The following is a 17,270-nucleotide window of genomic DNA, read 5'->3' as shown; positions in this document are numbered from 1 at the left end:
GGGGCGCTCCCCGGGCCGGGCGCGGCGGGTGCTCCCCGGGACGGCGGCGCGGGCGGGCGCGCTCGCCGGGCGCCCAGCGTCGCGGCCTAGGCTGAAGGCCGTGTCCGACCCGCTCTCCCTGCCCCGCCTGCGCGCGGTCACGCGCCCTATCGACGCCGTGGAGGACCTCCTCCTCCTCGCCGCGCCCGACGACCCGCTCGTCTGGCTGCGCCGCGGCGACGGGTTCGTCGGCATCGGGCCGGAGGTGCTGCGCATCGACGTGGGCGAGCACGACCGGCTCGAGGCGATCGCGGATGTCTGGCGCGGGATCTCGGCGGCCACAGACGTGCTCGACGGCGTGCGGCTGCCGGGCACGGGGCTCATCGGCTTCGGCGCCTTCGCCTTCGACGACGCCTCCGCCGCGCCCAGCACGCTCGTCGTGCCGAGCGTCGTCGTGGGACGCCGCGGAGGGCGCGGATGGATCACCGTCATCGGCCCCGTCGACGCCCCCGATCCGGCCGAGCCGACGGCCATCCCGTACGGAACGCACTGGTCGGCGACGCTCGGCCCCGGGCTCCTCGACCCCGCGGCGCACACCGATGCCGTGACCGCCGCGCTCGCACTCATCGCCGACGGCGAGCTCGAGAAGGTCGTCGTCGCGCGCGACGTCGTCGGGACGCTGCCCGCCCACGCCGACCTGCGCCGCCTCGTGCGCGCCCTCGCGGAGGGCTACCCCGACACGTGGACCTATTCCGTCGACGGCATCATCGGCGCGAGCCCCGAGACCCTCGTGACGGTGTCGGGCGGGACCGTGACGGCGAGGGTGCTCGCGGGAACCCGACCGCGCGGCGCCACCGCCGACGAGGACACGGCGCTCACGGCCGAGCTCGCGACGACCGCGAAGGACCTCGACGAGCACCGCTACGCCGTCGAGAGCGTTCTCGCCGCCCTGCGACCCCACACCTCGGAGCTCGTCGCGGCCGAGCAGCCGTTCACCCTCAAGCTGCCGAACGTCTGGCACCTCGCGACGGATGTCGAGGGCACGCTCGAGAACGGTGGCTCGGCACTCGACATGGTGCGCGCGCTCCATCCCACGGCGGCAGTGGCCGGAACCCCGACGGCGCCTGCCGTCGAAGCCATCCGCCGCCTCGAGCCCTTCGACCGAGGCCGCTACGCGGGCCCGGTCGGGTGGGTGGACGGCACCGGCGACGGCGAGTGGGCGATCGCGCTGCGCTGCGCGCAGATCGGCGCGGCCGACGGCGACGTGCGCCCCGTCACGGCGCATGCCGGAGGCGGCATCGTCGCGGGGAGCCGCCCGGAGGCGGAGCTCCTCGAGACGCGCGTGAAGTTCCGCCCCATCATCGACGCCCTCGCGTAGCCCGCACATCCCCCTCGCCCAACGGATATCCCTTTGACGAGAGCCCACGCGATAAGCCGGAATCAGGTGTGCTTACGGCAAACGGATATCCGTTGGGCGAGAGAGGGGGAAGAGGGGGAAGGGGAAGAGGAAGGCGAGGTAGGGGTCAGGGTGTGCCGAGCACGCGATCGAGGAAGGGGTTGCGCAGCTTCCCCTCGGGGTCGTAGCGCTCCGCGAGGGCGGCGAAGTCGTCGAAGCGCGGCCACGCGGCGGCGATCGCGTCGCGGTCGAGCCGCGTGAGCTTGCCCCAGTGCGGGCGGGCGCCGAGAGGCGCGAGCGCCTCCTCGAGCGTCGCGACGACGGCCTCGACCTCGGGCTGGCGCTGCTGCCACGTGAAGTGGATGCCCACCGCGTCCGTCCCGTACGCGGGGCTCAGCCAGAGATCGTCGGCCTTCATCGAGCGCACCTCGGTGACCTGGATGAGCGGGGCGATCACCTCGGCGTATCCGCGCAGGATGCGCAGCGCCTCGACGGCGTGCGCGCGCGGCACCAACAGCTCGGACTGCAGCTCGGCACCGTTCGACGGCGTGTGGCTGAGCCGGAAGTGGGCGAGACGGTCGAGCCACGGACCCGGCACGCCGCGCTGCGCCGTCGTCGCCGCCGGCGAGACGCCCGCGAGCATGTGCACCTGCTCGGCCGCCTCGGCGACCCCGCCGGGCAGCCGGGGCGAGGCGTCGCCGCGCGCCTTCGTCCACACCTGGTCGACGACGTCGGGCTCGGTCCAGCGCAGGAACATGCTCACGCTGTAGGCCGCGCCCATGACGGCATCGAACTCGGCGAGCGCCACGTCGAGCGGCAGCCGCTCGTACACGCGCTGGCTGACGGCGAAGGTCGGCTCGATGTCGAGGACGACCTCGGTCACGATGCCGAGCGCGCCGAGCGAGACGACGGCGCCGGCGAAGTCGGCGTCGCCGCGCGAGAGCCGCACGACGTCGCCCGCCGGCGTGACGATCTCGAGTGCGGCGACCGCCGACGAGAGCGTGCCCACGCCATCCCCCGACCCGTGCGTACCGGTCGCGACCGCCCCCGCGATCGAGATGTGCGGAAGCGACGCGAGGTTGGCGAGCGCCCATCCCTCGGCCTCGAGCAGAGGCGCGAGATCGCCGTAGCGCGTTCCCGCGCCGACCGAGACCGTGCGGGCGTCGGCGTCGATGCGCGGCGGTGCGGCGAGCCGCGCCGTGGAGAGCAGCGTGCCGTCGGTGTCGGCGATGAGGTTGAAGGAGTGGCCCGACCCGAGTGCGCGGACCCGCCGCGACGCGGCGAGCACGGCGCGCACCTCGTCGACGGTCGCAGGGGTCTCGACGCGCTCCGCGCCGAAGCGCACATTGCCCGCCCAGTTCGTCAGCGTCATCCGCGTCTCCTTCGTCACCCGCATTTGTTGTGAGTATAGCGTTATCGACCGCTCACCCGACCGCACCTCCCGACGCTCAGCCCAGCGCGACCGCCGACCACGACACGGGCTCGAGGCGCACCGTGAGCACGCCGTCGGAGAGCGACGCCGCAAGCGGCTTCAACCCGACGCGCTCCTGGTCGTCGATCGTGTTCTTCGCGTACACGTCGTCGTCCCACAGCGTCACGGCCTCGGTCACCGCGCCGCGGCCGAGGCCCGACACGTCGATCGTCACGTCGACGGCCTCGCGCGAGCGGTTCACGAGGAACACCGCGGAGCCCTCGTCGCCGTGGGTCGCGACGGCCTCGACCGCGGGCGCCTCGCCGAACTTCCGCGACGACACGGTGTGCGTCTCGACGCGCGGCCGCAGCACGGCGCCCTGGGCGAGCCGCGACGTCACCGAGAACGGGAAGAACGTCGTCTGCCGCCATGCGTCGCCGCCGGGCTCGGTCATGATCGGCGCGATGACGTTGACGAGCTGCGCGAGCGATGCCGAGCGGACCCGGTCGTGGTGCGCGAGCAGCGTCATGAGAAGGCTGCCGAAGACGACGGCGTCGGCGACGGAGTACACGTCCTCGAGCTGGCGCGGTGCGATCGGCCACGTCTCGTTCACCTCGTCGGACTCCTGGTGCTCCGTGAGGTACCAGATGTTCCACTCGTCGAACGACAGCATGATCTTCTTGTCGGTCTTGCGGCGGTGGCCCACGGCGTCGGCGGTCGTCACAACGGTCTCGATGAAGTAGGTCATGTCGAGCGACGACGCGAGGAAGGAGTCGAGGTCGCCGTCGTGCTCCTGGTAGTACGCGTGGCACGACACGTAGTCGACGTGGTCGTACGCGTGCTCGAGCACGGTCCGCTCCCAGTCGCCGAACGTGGGCATCGACGAGCTGGACGAGCCGCACACGACGAGCTCGAGGTCCTTCTGCGCCGCCTTCATCGCCTGAGCCGTGCGGGCGGCGAGCTTTCCGTAGTCGTCGGCGGTCATGTAGCCCGTCTGCCAGGGCCCGTCCATCTCGTTCCCGAGGCACCACATCCGGATGCCCCACGGTTCGGGGTAGCCGTGCTGCGCGCGGAGGTCGCTCAGCGCCGTGCCGGAGGGATGGTTGGCGTACTCGAGCAGATCGAGCGCCTCGAGGATGCCGCGCGTGCCGAGGTTGACGGCGAGCATGAGCTCGCTGCCCGTCTCCTTCAGCCAGCCCGCGAACTCGTTGAGGCCGATCTGGTTCGTCTCGAGAGCGTGCCACGCGAGGTCGCGACGCACCGGACGCTCGTCGCGAGGCCCGACACCGTCCTCCCAGCGGTACCCGGAGACGAAGTTGCCGCCGGGGTATCGGATGGTCGTGGATCCGAGCTCCTTGACGAGCGCCGTCACGTCGGTGCGGAAGCCGTTCGCGTCGGCCTTGGGATGGCCGGGCTCGTAGATGCCGTCGTACACGCAGCGGCCCAGGTGCTCGACGAAGGAGCCGAAGATCCTGCGGTCGATGGGCGCGACCACGGCGTCGGGGTCGATGCGGATGCGGGCGGAGGTCATGGTGTCCCTTCGGGTCATTTCAACGATGTAAAGAGTGGCAGGACGCCGCCGCCGCGTCAAGCCGGACGGCTCAGCAGGCGGCGCGCGCGACGACGGGGTCGATGAACGCCGATGCGACGAGCAGCGGCGCCGACGCGCCGAACAGCAGTGCGACGGCCGGTGCCGTCGCGACCGCGAGCGCGAGCGCGGCGAGCACGGAGAGCACGCCGACGGCGCGCCACGGAGACGTCCACGGCGCGAGGAGCGCGAAGCGCAGGATGGCACGGGCTGTCGCCGCCGGCACGCGCGCCTGCGCGACGACGGCGTAGCCGGCGGCCACGAGGGCGCCGGCGCCCGCGACCGTCACGGCCGCGAGCACGACGGCGGGCATCGGCACGAGGAGCACCTCGAGCATGACGAGCGCCGTCGCGAGGGTGAACCACGCGCCGACGAGGTTCGCGCGGACGAGGGCACCGCGGTACGCCGTCCAGAACGCGCGGAGCAGGCCCGACGGCGCCTCGAGCGCGCGGACGGCGGCGACGGAGGCGGGGTGCACGCCCAGCACGACGAGCCCCGCGAGCGCCCCGAGCGCCCACAGCCCCTGCACGGCGAGCAGCCTCGACACGTGCGCGAGCACCTGCATGACGCGCCCGGTCCATCCGAGCGCCTCGCCCCCGCCATCCGCCATCACCATGATCAGCCCTTCGAGCCCGTGAGCGCGATGGACTCGATGATCTGCTTCTGGAAGATCACGAAGACCGCGAGCACGGGGACGAGCGCGATGCACGACGCCGCCATGATGAGCGGGTAGTCGGTCTGGCTCGCGTAGGTCGCGTTGAAGCGCGCGATGACCAGCTGCAGCGTCTGCACTTCGGGCGAGTTCAGGTAGATGATGGGCGCGAGGTAGTCGTTCCACACTCCCATGAACCACAGGATGAACTGGGCCGCGATCGCGGGGCGGATGATCGGGAAGATGAGCCGCCAGAAGATCGAGAAGTGGCCAGCGCCGTCGATCGTGGCGGCCTCGATGATCGAGTCGGGCACAGTGTCGAGGTACTGGCGCAGGAAGAACACCATGACGATGTTCCCGAAGACGCCCGGCAGGATGAGCGGCCACAGGGTGTCGACGAGGCCCGCACGGGCGAACATCTGGAACTGCGGGATCATGAGCGTGGGGAACGGGATCATGATCGCCGCGAGCAGCGAGAGGAAGAGCGCGCCCTTGCCGGGCAGCCGCATCTTCGCGAAGGCGTACGCGGCGAGCGCCGACGCCGCTCCACCGACGAGCGTGACGCTCACGGCGACGATCGCGCTGTTGAGGATGCCCGTGAGGAGCGGTCCCGAGGTCCATACGCGCACGTACGTGTCCCACTGCACGGGATCGGGGATCCACTGCGGAGGGAGGGAGAACACCGCCTCGCGCGTCTTGAGTGAGGTGGCGAGCATCCACAGCAGCGGGGCGACCATCGTCACGCCGCCGAGCGACAGCACGATCGTCACGAGCACGTTGCCGAGCCGGTAGCGGCGCGACAGGCGCGGTCGCCGTCTCGTGCGCGAAGGCTGCACGATGGCGGCCGTCGCGACCGGCGACGTGGTGGGCGGAGTCTGGAGAGCGGTCATCGTCGGCCTCACTCGATCGAGAACTGGTTGCGCCGGTTGAGCGCGAACTGGATGGCCGTGACGGCGAACACGAGCAGGCCCAGGACGATCGACATCGCCGTGGCGTAGCCCATGTTGAGGTACTCGAACGCCTGGCGCCAGATGTACCAGACGATCGTCGCGGTGGAGAACTCCGGGCCGCCCGTCGGCGTCATGATGTTGATCTCGACGAAGATCTGGGCGCCGCCGATGATGTTCGTCACGACGAGGAAGAACGTCACGGGCCGCAGCATCGGCACCGTCACGGAGCGGAACTGCTGGAGGGCCGACGCGCCGTCGAGGCTCGCCGCCTCGTAGAGCTGCCGGGGCACCGACTGCAGGGCGGCGAGATAGAGCAGCATCGAGTAGCCGAGCCCCTTCCACACGGCCATGATGATGATCGCGGGCTTCGCCGTGGCGGCGTTCTGCAGCCAGTTCGGGCCGTCGATCCCGACGTATGCGAGCGCCTGGTTGACGAGCCCGAAGTCGCCGTTGTAGGCCCACTGCCACAGGATGGCGATGGCCGCGATCGACGAGATCACCGGGATGTAGTAGATCGTGCGGAAGAACGTCGTCCCGCGCATCCGGCGGTTCATGGCGAGCGCGAGGAGCAGCGCGAGAACGAGGCCGATCGGGATGCCGATCATGAGGAAGACGGTGTTGCCGAGCGACTTCCAGAAGTACTCGTCGCCGAGCATGCGCGCGTAGTTCGCGACGCCGTTCGCGCGCGGCGCGGTGATGCCGTTCCAGTTCGTGAACGAGGTGACGAGCGCGAACACGAGCGGATAGGCGACGAAGGCGAGGAAGCCGATCACGGGCAGCGCGACGAACAGCGCGGCCTGCCGGTGCTCGCCGCGATGCAGCCGGCTCTTCCTGCGGACGGGTTCGGCCGTGGTCATGGTCGATCTCCTTCGTTCGACGCGGGGACGGGGCGGGACGGTCGTCGCGGTCATCCGCCCGTCCTCGACATCTCGGACTGGTCGTTGGCCATGTCGAGGAAGTCCTGCATGCGCGGCTGCGCCTGTGCGAGGTACTCCTCGGCCGAGACGGCGCCGTCGAGCACGGGCTGGATGTTCGTGAACAGCTCGTCGTACCACTGCGCGTTGTAGGTGTAGGTCGCCGGGAGCGCGCGGCCGTCCTCTTGCAGCACGTCGAGGAACTCGTGCTTGTTGGCGGGCATCGTGGAGTCGTCGGCGGCGTACTCCTCCGCCATGTCGATGAGATTGGGGATCTGCACGCCCGCATCGACGAGTGCCTGCTGCGTGTCGCGGTCGGCGGAGAGGTACGCGGCGAGGTCGACGGCGGCCGAGGTGTTCGCGGTCGAGGCCGACACGGCGATGCCGAGAGTGCCGATCCACGATGCGCTCTCGCCCGTGGCGCCCACGGGCCACGGGATGAGGTCCCACTCGAAGTCGAGCTGACTGTATGTGGGAACGTCCCACGGCCCGACGGGGAAGAACCCGATCTGGCCCTGCATCCAGCGCTGGTAGGTGTCGAGCGTCTGCGCCTCGGCGACCGACGGCGTCACCTGGTAGACGTTCTGGATGTCGGCGAAGAACTGCAGCGCCTCGGCGAACTCGGGGGTGTCGACTGTGACGGTCTCGGCATCCGCGTCGATCCAGTCGGCGCCGTTCGACCAGGCGAACGACTGCAGGTTCCACACGACGTTGAGCCCCGTGCCCCACTGGTCGAGCTCGCCGTCGCCGTCGACGTCCTTCGTGACGGCCTGCATGACCTCGATCCACTCGTCCCAGGTGTACGGCTCGTCGGGGTCCGGCCGCTCGATGCCCGCCTCGTCGAGCATGGTGGCGTTGTAGCCGAACGAGAACGGGCCGACGTCCTTCGGGAGCGCGTAGAGCGGCCCCTGCCCGAGCGAGTCGCCGTCGTATCGGTAGGAGTCGATGCCGTACGCCCACATGTTGTCGAGATCGACGACGTCGGACGCCTCGACCTCGTCGGTGATGTCCTGGATGACGCCCGCGTTGACGTAGGCCTCGACGCTGCCGGGGTCGACGTAGAACACGTCGGGCACCTGGCCGCCGACGATCGCGGCGCGCAGCTTCGTGGCGTACTCGTCGGCGGTCGTCATGATGATCTCGACGTCGACGCCCGTGTCGGCCTCGAACTGCTCGATGGCGGCCGTGTAGGCGGCTTCCTCCGCGGGGCCGCCGCGGAACATGAACGTCAGCGCGTCCGGGTCCTTCGTCGCGGCGCACGCGCCCAGGGCGGACGCTGCCGCCGTGAGCACGGCGATCACGGCGAGCGCCCGCGGCGCCCTCCTCCTGATCGCGATCGACGTCGTCGACATCGCGACCTCCTTCGTCTCTGGCGGCTGCCTCGCCGCTCCGTGCTCGACTGCGAGCATTTCCAACGTTGTAAATGTAGAGCCGTACTCGCCGTCCGTCAAGGGCGGCGGAACTGCCGATAGAGGGAAGGGTCGCGCGGTGGAGGGATCAGCGCGCGCGGGTGGACTCGCGCTCGACGATGCGGAAGCCCGTCGTGTACCGCTGCGGCGCCGAGGGCTCCCCGCCTGCCGCACGCTCCGCGATCCGCTCGAGGAGGACGCGGACGGCCGTGCGCGCGATCTCGAGGCGCCCGGGATCGACGGTCGACAGCGACGGGGCCGTGTAGCGGGTCTCGTCGAGGTCGTCGAAGCCGATCACGCGGACGTCCTCCGGCACGCGGCGCCCGGCGTCCTGCAGGGCACGCAGCGCGCCGAACGCGAGCGTGTCGTTCATGCCGAACACGCCGTCGATCTCGATGCCGCGCGCGAGCAGCGCCCGCATGGCCTCCGCGCCGTCGACACGGTGCCACATGCCCACGTAGCCGACGAGGTCCTCGTCGTCGGGCAGGCCGGCCTCCTCGAGCGCATCGCGGTAGCCGCGCAGTCGCAGCGCCGCCGACCCCTGCTCCTCGCCGACGTGCGCGCCGACGGCGGCGATCCGACGGCAGCCGGCCGCGACGAGGTGGGCCACGGCCGCCCGCGCGCCCTCCACGTTGTCCATGACGACGTGGTCGCAGGCGGGGTCGAAGATGCGCTCGCCGAGGATGACGAGCGGGTAGTCGACGTCGAGCCGGTCGGCGTCGTCCTGCCCCATCGCGAGCGGGCTGAAGACGAGCCCGTCGGTGAGCTGGCGGGTCGGGCTGCGCAGCACGCCGTGCTCCGCGTCGAGCTCGGCCCCCGTCTGCTCCACGAGCACCGTGACCCCGGCCGCCTTCGCCTCGTCGATGATGGCGCCCGCGAGCTCGGCGAAGTACGGCAGCGCGAGCTCGGGCAGCGCCAGTCCGATGACCCCGCTGCGGCCGATCCGCAGGCTGCGAGCCGACAGGTTCGGCTGGTATCCGGTCTCGGCGATCGCGGCCAGCACGGTCGCCCGCGTCGACTCGCGCACGTGCTGGTACCCGCGCACGACGTTCGACACGGTCTTGATCGAGACGCCGGCGAGCTCGGCGACGTCGCGCAGGGTGGCGGCCACGGGCATCCTCCTCGACGCGGCGGAGCTCAGCGCGCCTCGGGGAGGAGCGCGCCCGCGAGCGCGGCGCCCGCAGCGCGCAGGTGCACGGCGGGCTCGGCGATCGCCGCCTGCGACGACCCGGCGAGCTCCGTGAGCGAGACCGCGTGCGCGAGATCCGACGTGTCGGCCGCGATGCGCCCCGCGACGACCGCGACACGCGCGCCGGCGGCATCGGCGAGCTGCGCCACATGGGCGGGGGCCTTGCCCGCCGCCGACTGCCCGTCGTACGACCCCTCGCCCGTGATGACGACATCGGCGCCCGCGATCGCGTCCTGGAGCCCCGTCAGGTCGGCCACGCGCACGGCGCCGGGCACGATCTCCGCTCCCCACGCGAGCAGGCCGTAGCCCGCCCCGCCGGCCGCTCCGGCACCCGGCGAGTCCGGGTCGGCCATCCGCGCCATCTCGACGGGGAGGCTGTCGCCCTCGAGCCCCTTCAGCACCTCCACGAGCCGAGCGAGACCCGCGTCGGCGCGCACCACGCCGTCGGGGTCGAGGCCCTTCTGGGGGCCGAAGACGGCCGCGGCCCCGCTCCCGCCGAGGAGCGGGTTGGTCACGTCGCACAGCACCTGCACGCCGTTCACGGGCAATGCCTTCAGCGCCGAGAGGTCGACGCGCGCGACGTCGTCGAGGCCCGAGGCGCCCGGGGCGATCGAGGTCTCGAAGGCGTCGACGAAGCGGGCGCCGAGCGCCGTCAGGATCCCCGTCCCGCCGTCCGTCGACGCGCTCGACCCGATGCCGAGGACGAGCTGGGAGACGCCTGCCGCGAGCGCGGCCGCGATCGCCTGGCCGAAGCCGATCGTGGACGCCTCCCAGGGCCGGCGGGCGTCGCCCAGGAGCTCGATGCCGGAGGTGGACGCGAGCTCGACGACGCCGACGCCTCCCGGCGCCTCGTCCGTCGGCGGCAGCCGCAGCCAGGCCGCGTCGACCGCGAAGCCCGTCGGCCCCGTGACGCGCACGGGCACGCGCACGGCGTCGGGGAAGGCGCCGGCGAACGCCTCCAGCGTGCCCTCGCCGCCGTCGGCCATGGGCCGCAGCACGATCTCGTCGTCGGGGCGCACCGACGCCCATCCCTCGGCGATCGCGGCGGCGACGTCGGCCGCCGCGATCGTGCCCTTGAAGCTGTCCGGTGCGATGACGATGCGAGCCATGCCCCCATCCTCGCGCATCCGGGAGGCCTCAGCGGATCGTCGCCCGCAGCCGGGCCTTCTCGGCCTCGACGTCGAAATCGGCGGCCGGCCACTGCGGGTCGATGTCCTCGAGCGTCTCGAGCAGGAGCGCCTGCACCGCGAGGCGCGCGTACCACTTGCGGTTCGCCGGCACGACGTGCCACGGCGCGACGTCGGTCGACGTGCGCTCGATGACCGTCTGGTAGGCCTCCTGGTAGGCGGGCCAGAGCGCGCGCTCGTCGACGTCGCCGGGGTTGTACTTCCAGTGCTTGTCCGCGCGGTCGAGCCGCTCCATGAGGCGCTCGCCCTGTTCGTCGTACGAGATGTGCAGCATCACCTTGACGATGCGGGTGCCGCCCTCGACGAGCCTCCGCTCGAAGTCGACGATGGCGCCGTAGCGCCGTTCGATCTCCTCCGGCGGGGCGAGCTCGCGCACGCGGCCGATGAGCACGTCCTCGTAGTGCGAGCGGTCGAAGACCCCGATGTACCCGGGACGGGGGATGCGCTGCTCGATGCGCCAGAGGAAGTCGTGCGCGCGCTCCTCCTCGGTCGGCGCCTTGAACGCGGCGAGCTCGACGCCCTGCGGGTCCACGCCGCCGACGACGTGGCGCACGATGCCGCCCTTGCCCGCGGAGTCCATCGCCTGCAGCACGAGGAGCACGGCGTCGCGCCCCGGACCGGCGTGGCTCGCGGCGAACAGCCGCTCCTGGAGGTCGGCGAGCTGGGCGAGCCCTGCCGCGAGATCGACGGCGCCGTCCTTCTTGTCGCCCGCGTAGCCGGGCGTCGACTCCGGGTCGAGGTCGGCGAGCCGGAAGCCCTCCCCCGCGCGGAGCGCCGTGCGCGCGTCGTCGGTCCACTTCACCTGGCTCTTCGCGGTCATGCCGTCCATCCTGCCCTCCGGCGGACGCCGCGGTCCAGGTCAGCGGGCGAGCGGCACCTCGATGAGGGTGCGGCGTCCTGCCGTCGAGGTGAGCGCCTGGTCGAGGGCCCCGCGCGTCGTCACCCTGCGGTGCTCCCACCCGTAGGCGGTGGCGAGCTGCTCCAGGCGCACGGCGTGCGGCGTGTACTGCACGCGCGTCATGTCCTCCTCCGACGCCGTCGCGGCGACCTCGAGCCCGTCGAAGATCGTGCCGCCGCGGTCGTTGCCGACGACGATCTGCATGCGCGGCTCGTCCTCGCCGTCGGGCAGCAGCAGGGCTCCCGCGTCGTGCAGCAGGGCGAGGTCGCCCAGCAGCACGCGCGTGACACCGGGCGTCCCTGGCAGCTGGCTCGCGAGCGCGACGCCCGTCGCCGTGGCGACCGTGCCGTCGATGCCCGCGAGGCCGCGGTTGGCGTGCACGCGCACCTTCTTGCCCGGGAGCACCTCGTCCGCGACCCGCACGAGGCGCGACGAGCCGAACACGAGCCGGTCGTGCGGCCACGTCGCCGCCCACACCGCGGCCACGAGCTGGGCGCGGTCGAGCGGCCGCCGCACGGCGTCCAACTCCGTGCGCACGGCGTCTGCGCGCACGTGCGGATCGGTCGACGAGAGGCCGTCGAGGTCGGGCGCCGACGCGTCGAGATCGGGCGCATGCGCGTGCGAGAACCGCATCCAGGCGCCGAGCCAGGCGCGGTCGGCGTCTCCCTCGCCGACCGCCACGGCGTCGACGGCGCGGGTGCGGCCGTTGAGGTCGAGCTCCTCGCCGCGGCCGCGCACGGCGATCACCTCGACATCGGCGCGCGACAGCAGGCGCGTCGCCTCGCGGCTGAGCGTCGGATGGCCGACCACGACGACGCGCTCCACGCGCCCTCCGAGGTCGGGGGCGGCGAGCGCCGCGCGGTAGCCGTGCACGACGTGGCGCCCGAAGCGGGCACCGCTCACGATCTCCGCGACGAGCGGCCATCCGCCGTCGTGGGCGAGCTGCTCGGCGGAGGGCCCCGCGCCCGCCCCCGCGAGCACGAGCGTGCGCGGTGCGCGGGCGAGCATCGTGACGGCGCGCTCGACGACCGGACGGTAGCGGCCGTCGTCGATGTGCGGATCGACGTCGCCTCGGGCCGCGCCGGGCAGGTCGCCCGCGAGCGGCTCGCGATACGGGAGATTGAGGTGGACGGGGCCGGGGGCGCCCTGGTCAGCGCCGGCCGCCGCATCGAACGCGCGCGTGGCGAGATCGCGCGCGGACCGGTCATCGCCATCCGCCCCCGTCGGCGTCTCGGCGTCGACGGACAGCCGCACGGCATCGCCGAAGATGCCGGGCTGCGTCGTGGTCTGGTTGGCGCCGATGCCGCGCAGCTCGGGCGGGCGGTCGGCCGTCAGGAGGAGGAGGGGCACGCCGGAGTGGTGGGCCTCGAGCACGGCGGGCAGCAGGTTTGCGACCGCCGTCCCCGACGTGCAGACGACGGCGGCGGGGGTGCCGGTCTCGCGTCCGATCCCGAGCGCCGTGAATCCGGCGACCCGCTCGTCGATGCGCACGTGCAGGCGGATGCGCCCCTGGCGCTCCAGCCGGGCGGCCGCGAGCGCGAGCGCCTGCGAGCGCGATCCTGGGCTCACGACGAGGTGGCGCACGCCCAGGCCGACGAGCTCCGACAGCAGCGCCCACGCGGAGCGCGACGCCGGCGAGTCGATGCCCATGTCAGCCGCGCCGGGAGTCGCGCGCGTCGCCGTCGTCCTTCTTCTCCTCGTCGCCCGTCGTGTCGGAGGGCTCCTCGGCGTCGAGCTTCGCGAGCTCCTCCTCGAGCTGGCGGATGCGCTCGTCCTGGTCGGAGATGCGCCCGATGCTGCCGAGGAACGTCGGGTCGTCGTCTGGCGCGACGGGGCCGGCGGATGCGCCGCCCGGCCGGCTGCGGCCGACGATGAACCACAGGACGCCGCCGAGCACGGGGATGAGGACGACGATGAGGATCCACGTGCTCTTCGCCACGCCGCGGTGGCGGGCGGCGGGCTGGACGGCGCAGTCGACGATGCTGAAGACCCAGAAGACGACGGCGGCGACCGCGAGGACGATGAGCAGGCGGGCCATCGCCCCAGTCTAGGCAACGCGCCTGCGGGGAGTCTGCGCGTGGCGGGGACGCACAGGGGCGGTTCGTAGGATGGCCCCGTGAAGATCCGGTCGGTCGTCGTCTACTCCGTGCTGCGCCTGCTGGCGTTCCTCGTGCCCTTCGGCATCATGATGATCTTCCCGGTGTTCCAGGACCTGTGGTGGCTCGCGGCGGTGTTCGCGGCCCTCATCGGCCTGAGCCTGTCGATCCTGCTGCTGCGTCGTCCGCTCGAGGACGTCTCGACCAGACTGTACGAGCGCGGCCAGCAGAAGCAGGCGAAGTCCCCGCGCGAGCTCGACGCCGACGCGGAGGACGCCGAGGCCGAGGGCCGCTGACCCTCCGGCTGCTCTCGATCAGCCGACGAACGCCCAGGCGAGGACGGCGCCGTAGGCGACCGACGTGAGCGAGGTCAGCTGCAGCACGAGGATGAGCTCGCGGGCCGTCTGGTACGTCCACACGATCACGATCGCGGGGCCGGCGGCGAGCAGCACGAGCAGCGTGAGCCACGCGATCGGGTAGAAGAACGCGAGGTACACCGCAACGGCCACGGCGAGCACGACGAACGCCGTGTAGAGGATCTGCGTCCCGCGCCGGCCGATGAGCACCGTGAGCGTGCGCTTGCCCGCGACGCGGTCCTGATCGATGTCGCGGAGGTTGTTCGCGAGCAGCACGGCGCATGCGAGGAGCCCCGCCCCCACCGCGCCGAACCACGCCTCCTGCGGAAGCGCGGTCGCCTGCACCCACGTCGTTCCGAGCGTCGCCACGAGCCCGAAGAAGACGAAGACGAAGACCTCCCCGAGCGCGTTGTACCCGTATGGCCGCCTGCCCCCGGTGTAGAACCACGCCGCGACGATGCACACGGCGCCGACGGCGATCATCCACCACTGCTGCGTGCGGATGACGATGGCGAGGCCCGCGAGGGCCGCGACGCCGAAGAAGGCGAGGGCGACGATGAGCACGGATCGCGGCGGCACCCGCCGCGAGGCGGTCAGGCGGGCGGGGCCGACGCGGTGGTCGTCGGTGCCGCGCACGCCGTCGGAGTAGTCGTTGGCGAAGTTCACGCCGATCTGCAGCGCGACCGCGACGACGAGGCAGGCGAGCGCGATGACCCAGTGGAAGAGGTCGCCGACGAGCACGGCCGCACCCGTGCCGATGAGCACGGGCGTGATCGCGAGCGGCAGGGTGCGCAGCCGTGCCGCGCCGATCCAGTCGCCGAGCGTGACGGGCTTCGGCGGCGGGGCGACGGTCGTGCCGCGCTTCGCCGGGTTGCCGCTGGTTCTCGCCGTGCGCTTTTTCGCCTGTGCCACGGCTCTCGATCCTAGAGCCGGGCGGCTATGGATCGGCTCAGCGTACGAGCGCGCGGATGGCCCGACGGTCGGGCTTGCCCGATGCGAGACGCGGCAGCGCGCCCACGACGACGACGCGGGACGGCCGTGCCGGCTTCCCGAGGGCTGCCTCGACGGCCGTGCGCACGGCCGCCAGCGACCGCTCGTCCCCGTTCTCGCAGACGACGACGGGCGTCTCGCCCCAGCGCTCGTGCGGAGCGGCGACCACGACGGCCTCTTCGAGGCCGGGCAGCTCCCGGACGACCCGCTCCACCCGGTCGAGCGAGACGTTGACGCCCCCTGAGACGAGGACGTTGTCGATGCGCCCCGTGACGGAGACGAAGCCGTCGTCGACCGCGCCGGCGTCTCCCGTGCGATACCAGCGCGCGCCGTCGCCATCCGTCGGGAACACCCGCGCTGTCAGCTCTTCGTCGAGGTAGCCGTCCGCGAGGGTCGGACCCGCGATGCGGAGCTCGCCGTCGACGGCCTCGACGCGCACGCCGTCGAGCGGCACCCCGTCGTAGACGCATCCCCCGCTCGTCTCGGTGGAGCCGTAGGTGCGCACGATGCGCGCTCCGAGGGCGGCGGCGCGCTCGCGCACCGCGACGGGGAGAGCCTGCCCGCCGACGAGGATCGCCTCGAACCCGGCGATGGCGCGCTGCACGGCGCGGTCGTGCTCCGCCGCCTCGAGGAGGGTCTGCAGCTGAGCCGGCACGAGCGACGTGAACCGCGGCACGGCGACGCCGCCGCGCGTCGAGTGCATTCCGTTCGCGGCATGCGCGAAGGCGGCCGCCGAGAAGCGTCCGGAGACGACGGCGGGCTCCTCGCCCTGCACGAGCCCGCGCACGAGCACCTGGACGCCCGCGATGTACGAGCCGGAGAGCGGCAGCAGCCAGCGGCCGGAGCCGATGCGGGCGGCCGTCGCGAGGGCGCTCGACGTGAGGGCGTGCCGCGACAGCACGACGCTCTTCGGGACGCCCGTCGATCCCGAGGTGGTGAGCACGACGGCGGTCCCGGCCGGAACCTCGTCCGGCACCTCCGCCCCGCCGAGCGCCACAGCGGGGCCCGCGCCGAGCGCCGCCCGCAGCGCCCGGAGGAGGTCGCGGGGGTCGTCAGCGTCGAGCCGCTCGAGCCTCATGCGCTCAGAAGTGCCAGGGGAACGACGACCAGTCGGGATCGCGCTTCTCGAGGAACGAGTCGCGCCCCTCGACGGCCTCGTCCGTCCCGTAGGCGAGGCGCGTGGCCTCGCCCGCGAACACCTGCTGGCCGACCATCCCGTCGTCGACGGCGTTGAACGCGTACTTGAGCATGCGGATGGCCGTGGGCGACTTCCCGAGGATCGTGCGCGCCATCGCGATCGCCTCGCGCTCGAGCTCGGCATGCGGCACGACGCGGTTCACGGCGCCCATCTCGTACGCGCGCCGCGCCGTGTACGTCTCGGCCAGGAAGAAGATCTCGCGCGCGAACTTCTGGCCGATCTGGCGCGCGAAGTACGCCGAGCCGTACCCCGCGTCGAACGAGCCCACGTCGGCGTCGGTCTGCTTGAAGAGCGCGTGCTCCTCCGACGCGATCGACAGGTCGCAGACGACGTTGAGCGAGTGCCCGCCGCCGGCCGCCCATCCCGGCACGACCGCGATGACGACTTTCGGCATGAAGCGGATGAGCCGCTGCACCTCGAGGATGTGCAGACGTCCGGCGCGTGCGGAGTCGGTCACCGAGGTCTCGTCGTCGGAGTACTTGTAGCCGTCGCGTCCGCGGATGCGCTGGTCGCCGCCGGAGCAGAAGGCCCATCCGCCGTCCTTCGGGCTCGGGCCGTTGCCGGTGAGCAGCACGACGCCGATGCGCGGGTCGGTGCGGGCGATGTCGAGCGCCCGGTACAGCTCGTCGACCGTCGCGGGGCGGAAGGCGTTGCGCACCTCGGGCCGGTCGAACGCGATACGGGCGATGCGGCCATCCGTCGAGACGTGCGCCGTGATGTCGCGGTAGTCATCCGCCCCGGGAGCCGCCCGCCACTCGGAGGGATCGAACAGGTCGGATACGAAGGCGTCGCTCACATGCTCCAGCCTATTCCCGCACTCGCGGAGGCGGTTCGCGGCGAGGCCTCGGGGCGGGGCGGGCCGGGGCGGGGCGGGGCGGGGCGGGGCGGGGCGGGGCGGGGCGGGGCGGGGCGGGGCCCACGGTCGCCGCGTTCCGCGGCGACCGGGTCGGGGGTGGGCGCGCGGGGGGGCGCCACACCCCCCCCACGTGTGGGCGGCGCCCCCCGCCCGCCCCCCCCCCCCCACCCCCCCCGCGAGCGCGCGGGCCCCGAGTGAGCG

At 72.6% G+C, this 17,270-nt stretch carries 16 protein-coding genes; 2 read left to right on the top strand and 14 right to left on the bottom strand.

What is annotated here, in order from left to right:
* Positions 1 to 100 precede the first annotated feature (100 nt).
* Positions 101 to 1,357 (top strand): isochorismate synthase, encoded by a 1,257-nt coding sequence (locus ACWGPF_RS00230; RefSeq protein WP_452330896.1) that lies wholly within the window; start codon positions 101 to 103, stop codon positions 1,355 to 1,357.
* 145 nt (positions 1,358 to 1,502) lie between these two features.
* Here ACWGPF_RS00230 and ACWGPF_RS00225 read toward each other — a convergent pair whose 3' ends face one another.
* The 11 genes from ACWGPF_RS00225 to ACWGPF_RS00175 all read right to left on the bottom strand — a co-directional run bounded on the left by ACWGPF_RS00225 (position 1,503) and on the right by ACWGPF_RS00175 (position 13,611).
* Positions 1,503 to 2,747, bottom strand: coding sequence for an FAD-binding protein (locus tag ACWGPF_RS00225; RefSeq protein ID WP_452330895.1), 1,245 nt, complete (start codon positions 2,745 to 2,747; stop codon positions 1,503 to 1,505).
* A 76-nt stretch (positions 2,748 to 2,823) separates the two neighbouring features.
* Positions 2,824 to 4,317 carry an arabinosylfuranosidase ArfA gene (gene arfA / locus ACWGPF_RS00220; RefSeq protein WP_452331041.1) on the bottom strand — a complete coding sequence of 498 codons (1,494 nt, stop codon included), beginning with the start codon at positions 4,315 to 4,317 and terminating at the stop codon, positions 2,824 to 2,826.
* 70 nt (positions 4,318 to 4,387) lie between these two features.
* Positions 4,388 to 4,990 carry a DUF624 domain-containing protein gene (locus ACWGPF_RS00215; RefSeq protein WP_452330894.1) on the bottom strand — a complete coding sequence of 201 codons (603 nt, stop codon included), beginning with the start codon at positions 4,988 to 4,990 and terminating at the stop codon, positions 4,388 to 4,390.
* A gap of 2 nt (positions 4,991 to 4,992) precedes the next feature.
* A complete protein-coding gene (locus ACWGPF_RS00210; protein WP_452330893.1) occupies positions 4,993 to 5,916 on the bottom strand; it encodes a carbohydrate ABC transporter permease in 924 nt (307 codons plus the stop codon).
* 8 nt (positions 5,917 to 5,924) lie between these two features.
* Entirely contained in the window at positions 5,925 to 6,833 is a 909-nt protein-coding gene (locus ACWGPF_RS00205; protein WP_452330892.1) for a carbohydrate ABC transporter permease, read from the bottom strand.
* A gap of 50 nt (positions 6,834 to 6,883) precedes the next feature.
* Positions 6,884 to 8,242 carry an ABC transporter substrate-binding protein gene (locus ACWGPF_RS00200; protein WP_452330891.1) on the bottom strand — a complete coding sequence of 453 codons (1,359 nt, stop codon included), beginning with the start codon at positions 8,240 to 8,242 and terminating at the stop codon, positions 6,884 to 6,886.
* Positions 8,243 to 8,387: 145 nt separating this feature from the next.
* Positions 8,388 to 9,416: a LacI family DNA-binding transcriptional regulator gene (locus tag ACWGPF_RS00195; RefSeq protein WP_452330890.1), complete on the bottom strand. Its 1,029-nt coding sequence runs from the start codon at positions 9,414 to 9,416 to the stop codon at positions 8,388 to 8,390.
* Positions 9,417 to 9,436: 20 nt separating this feature from the next.
* Entirely contained in the window at positions 9,437 to 10,597 is a 1,161-nt protein-coding gene (locus ACWGPF_RS00190) for a glycerate kinase (protein WP_452330889.1), read from the bottom strand.
* A gap of 28 nt (positions 10,598 to 10,625) precedes the next feature.
* The gene (locus ACWGPF_RS00185; protein WP_452330888.1) at positions 10,626 to 11,495 is read right to left on the bottom strand and encodes a polyphosphate kinase 2 family protein; all 870 of its coding nucleotides are present in this window, start codon (positions 11,493 to 11,495) and stop codon (positions 10,626 to 10,628) included.
* Positions 11,496 to 11,534: 39 nt separating this feature from the next.
* Complete coding sequence (menD, locus tag ACWGPF_RS00180; protein WP_452330887.1) at positions 11,535 to 13,223, bottom strand: 2-succinyl-5-enolpyruvyl-6-hydroxy-3-cyclohexene-1-carboxylic-acid synthase; 1,689 nt, start codon at positions 13,221 to 13,223, stop codon at positions 11,535 to 11,537.
* A 1-nt stretch (position 13,224) separates the two neighbouring features.
* Positions 13,225 to 13,611: a PLD nuclease N-terminal domain-containing protein gene (locus ACWGPF_RS00175; RefSeq protein ID WP_452330886.1), complete on the bottom strand. Its 387-nt coding sequence runs from the start codon at positions 13,609 to 13,611 to the stop codon at positions 13,225 to 13,227.
* Between the two features lie 78 nt (positions 13,612 to 13,689).
* Between ACWGPF_RS00175 and ACWGPF_RS00170 the strand changes: the two genes are divergently transcribed.
* Complete coding sequence (locus tag ACWGPF_RS00170) at positions 13,690 to 13,965, top strand: DUF4229 domain-containing protein (protein ID WP_452330885.1); 276 nt, start codon at positions 13,690 to 13,692, stop codon at positions 13,963 to 13,965.
* Between the two features lie 18 nt (positions 13,966 to 13,983).
* Here the strand turns inward: ACWGPF_RS00170 and ACWGPF_RS00165 are convergent, their stop codons facing one another.
* Genes ACWGPF_RS00165 through ACWGPF_RS00155 form a run of 3 tightly spaced genes read right to left on the bottom strand, consistent with a single transcriptional unit; the run spans position 13,984 to position 17,009 of the window.
* Complete coding sequence (locus ACWGPF_RS00165) at positions 13,984 to 14,937, bottom strand: 1,4-dihydroxy-2-naphthoate polyprenyltransferase (protein ID WP_452330884.1); 954 nt, start codon at positions 14,935 to 14,937, stop codon at positions 13,984 to 13,986.
* Between the two features lie 37 nt (positions 14,938 to 14,974).
* Positions 14,975 to 16,093 (bottom strand): AMP-binding protein, encoded by a 1,119-nt coding sequence (locus ACWGPF_RS00160; protein WP_452330883.1) that lies wholly within the window; start codon positions 16,091 to 16,093, stop codon positions 14,975 to 14,977.
* Positions 16,094 to 16,097: 4 nt separating this feature from the next.
* On the bottom strand, positions 16,098 to 17,009 hold the full coding sequence (locus ACWGPF_RS00155) for a 1,4-dihydroxy-2-naphthoyl-CoA synthase (protein ID WP_452330882.1): 912 nt from the start codon (positions 17,007 to 17,009) through the stop codon (positions 16,098 to 16,100).
* Positions 17,010 to 17,270 lie beyond the last annotated feature (261 nt).

The organism is Microbacterium sp. NPDC055683, from assembly GCF_053617895.1.
This window is presented reverse-complemented; position numbering and strand designations above follow the sequence as displayed.

Bases quoted from the DNA above. Each gene is read 5' to 3' on its own strand.
- ACWGPF_RS00175 (WP_452330886.1), bottom strand. From the start codon at position 13,611: ATGGCCCGCCTGCTCATCGTCCTCGCGGTCGCCGCCGTCGTCTTCTGG.
- ACWGPF_RS00160 (WP_452330883.1), bottom strand. From the start codon at position 16,093: ATGAGGCTCGAGCGGCTCGACGCTGACGACCCCCGCGACCTCCTCCGG.
- arfA (WP_452331041.1), bottom strand. From the start codon at position 4,317: ATGACCTCCGCCCGCATCCGCATCGACCCCGACGCCGTGGTCGCGCCC.
- ACWGPF_RS00215 (WP_452330894.1), bottom strand. From the start codon at position 4,990: ATGGTGATGGCGGATGGCGGGGGCGAGGCGCTCGGATGGACCGGGCGC.
- ACWGPF_RS00210 (WP_452330893.1), bottom strand. From the start codon at position 5,916: ATGACCGCTCTCCAGACTCCGCCCACCACGTCGCCGGTCGCGACGGCC.
- menD (WP_452330887.1), bottom strand. From the start codon at position 13,223: ATGGGCATCGACTCGCCGGCGTCGCGCTCCGCGTGGGCGCTGCTGTCG.
- ACWGPF_RS00200 (WP_452330891.1), bottom strand. From the start codon at position 8,242: ATGTCGACGACGTCGATCGCGATCAGGAGGAGGGCGCCGCGGGCGCTC.
- ACWGPF_RS00225 (WP_452330895.1), bottom strand. From the start codon at position 2,747: ATGACGCTGACGAACTGGGCGGGCAATGTGCGCTTCGGCGCGGAGCGC.
- ACWGPF_RS00205 (WP_452330892.1), bottom strand. From the start codon at position 6,833: ATGACCACGGCCGAACCCGTCCGCAGGAAGAGCCGGCTGCATCGCGGC.
- ACWGPF_RS00185 (WP_452330888.1), bottom strand. From the start codon at position 11,495: ATGACCGCGAAGAGCCAGGTGAAGTGGACCGACGACGCGCGCACGGCG.
- ACWGPF_RS00190 (WP_452330889.1), bottom strand. From the start codon at position 10,597: ATGGCTCGCATCGTCATCGCACCGGACAGCTTCAAGGGCACGATCGCG.
- ACWGPF_RS00195 (WP_452330890.1), bottom strand. From the start codon at position 9,416: ATGCCCGTGGCCGCCACCCTGCGCGACGTCGCCGAGCTCGCCGGCGTC.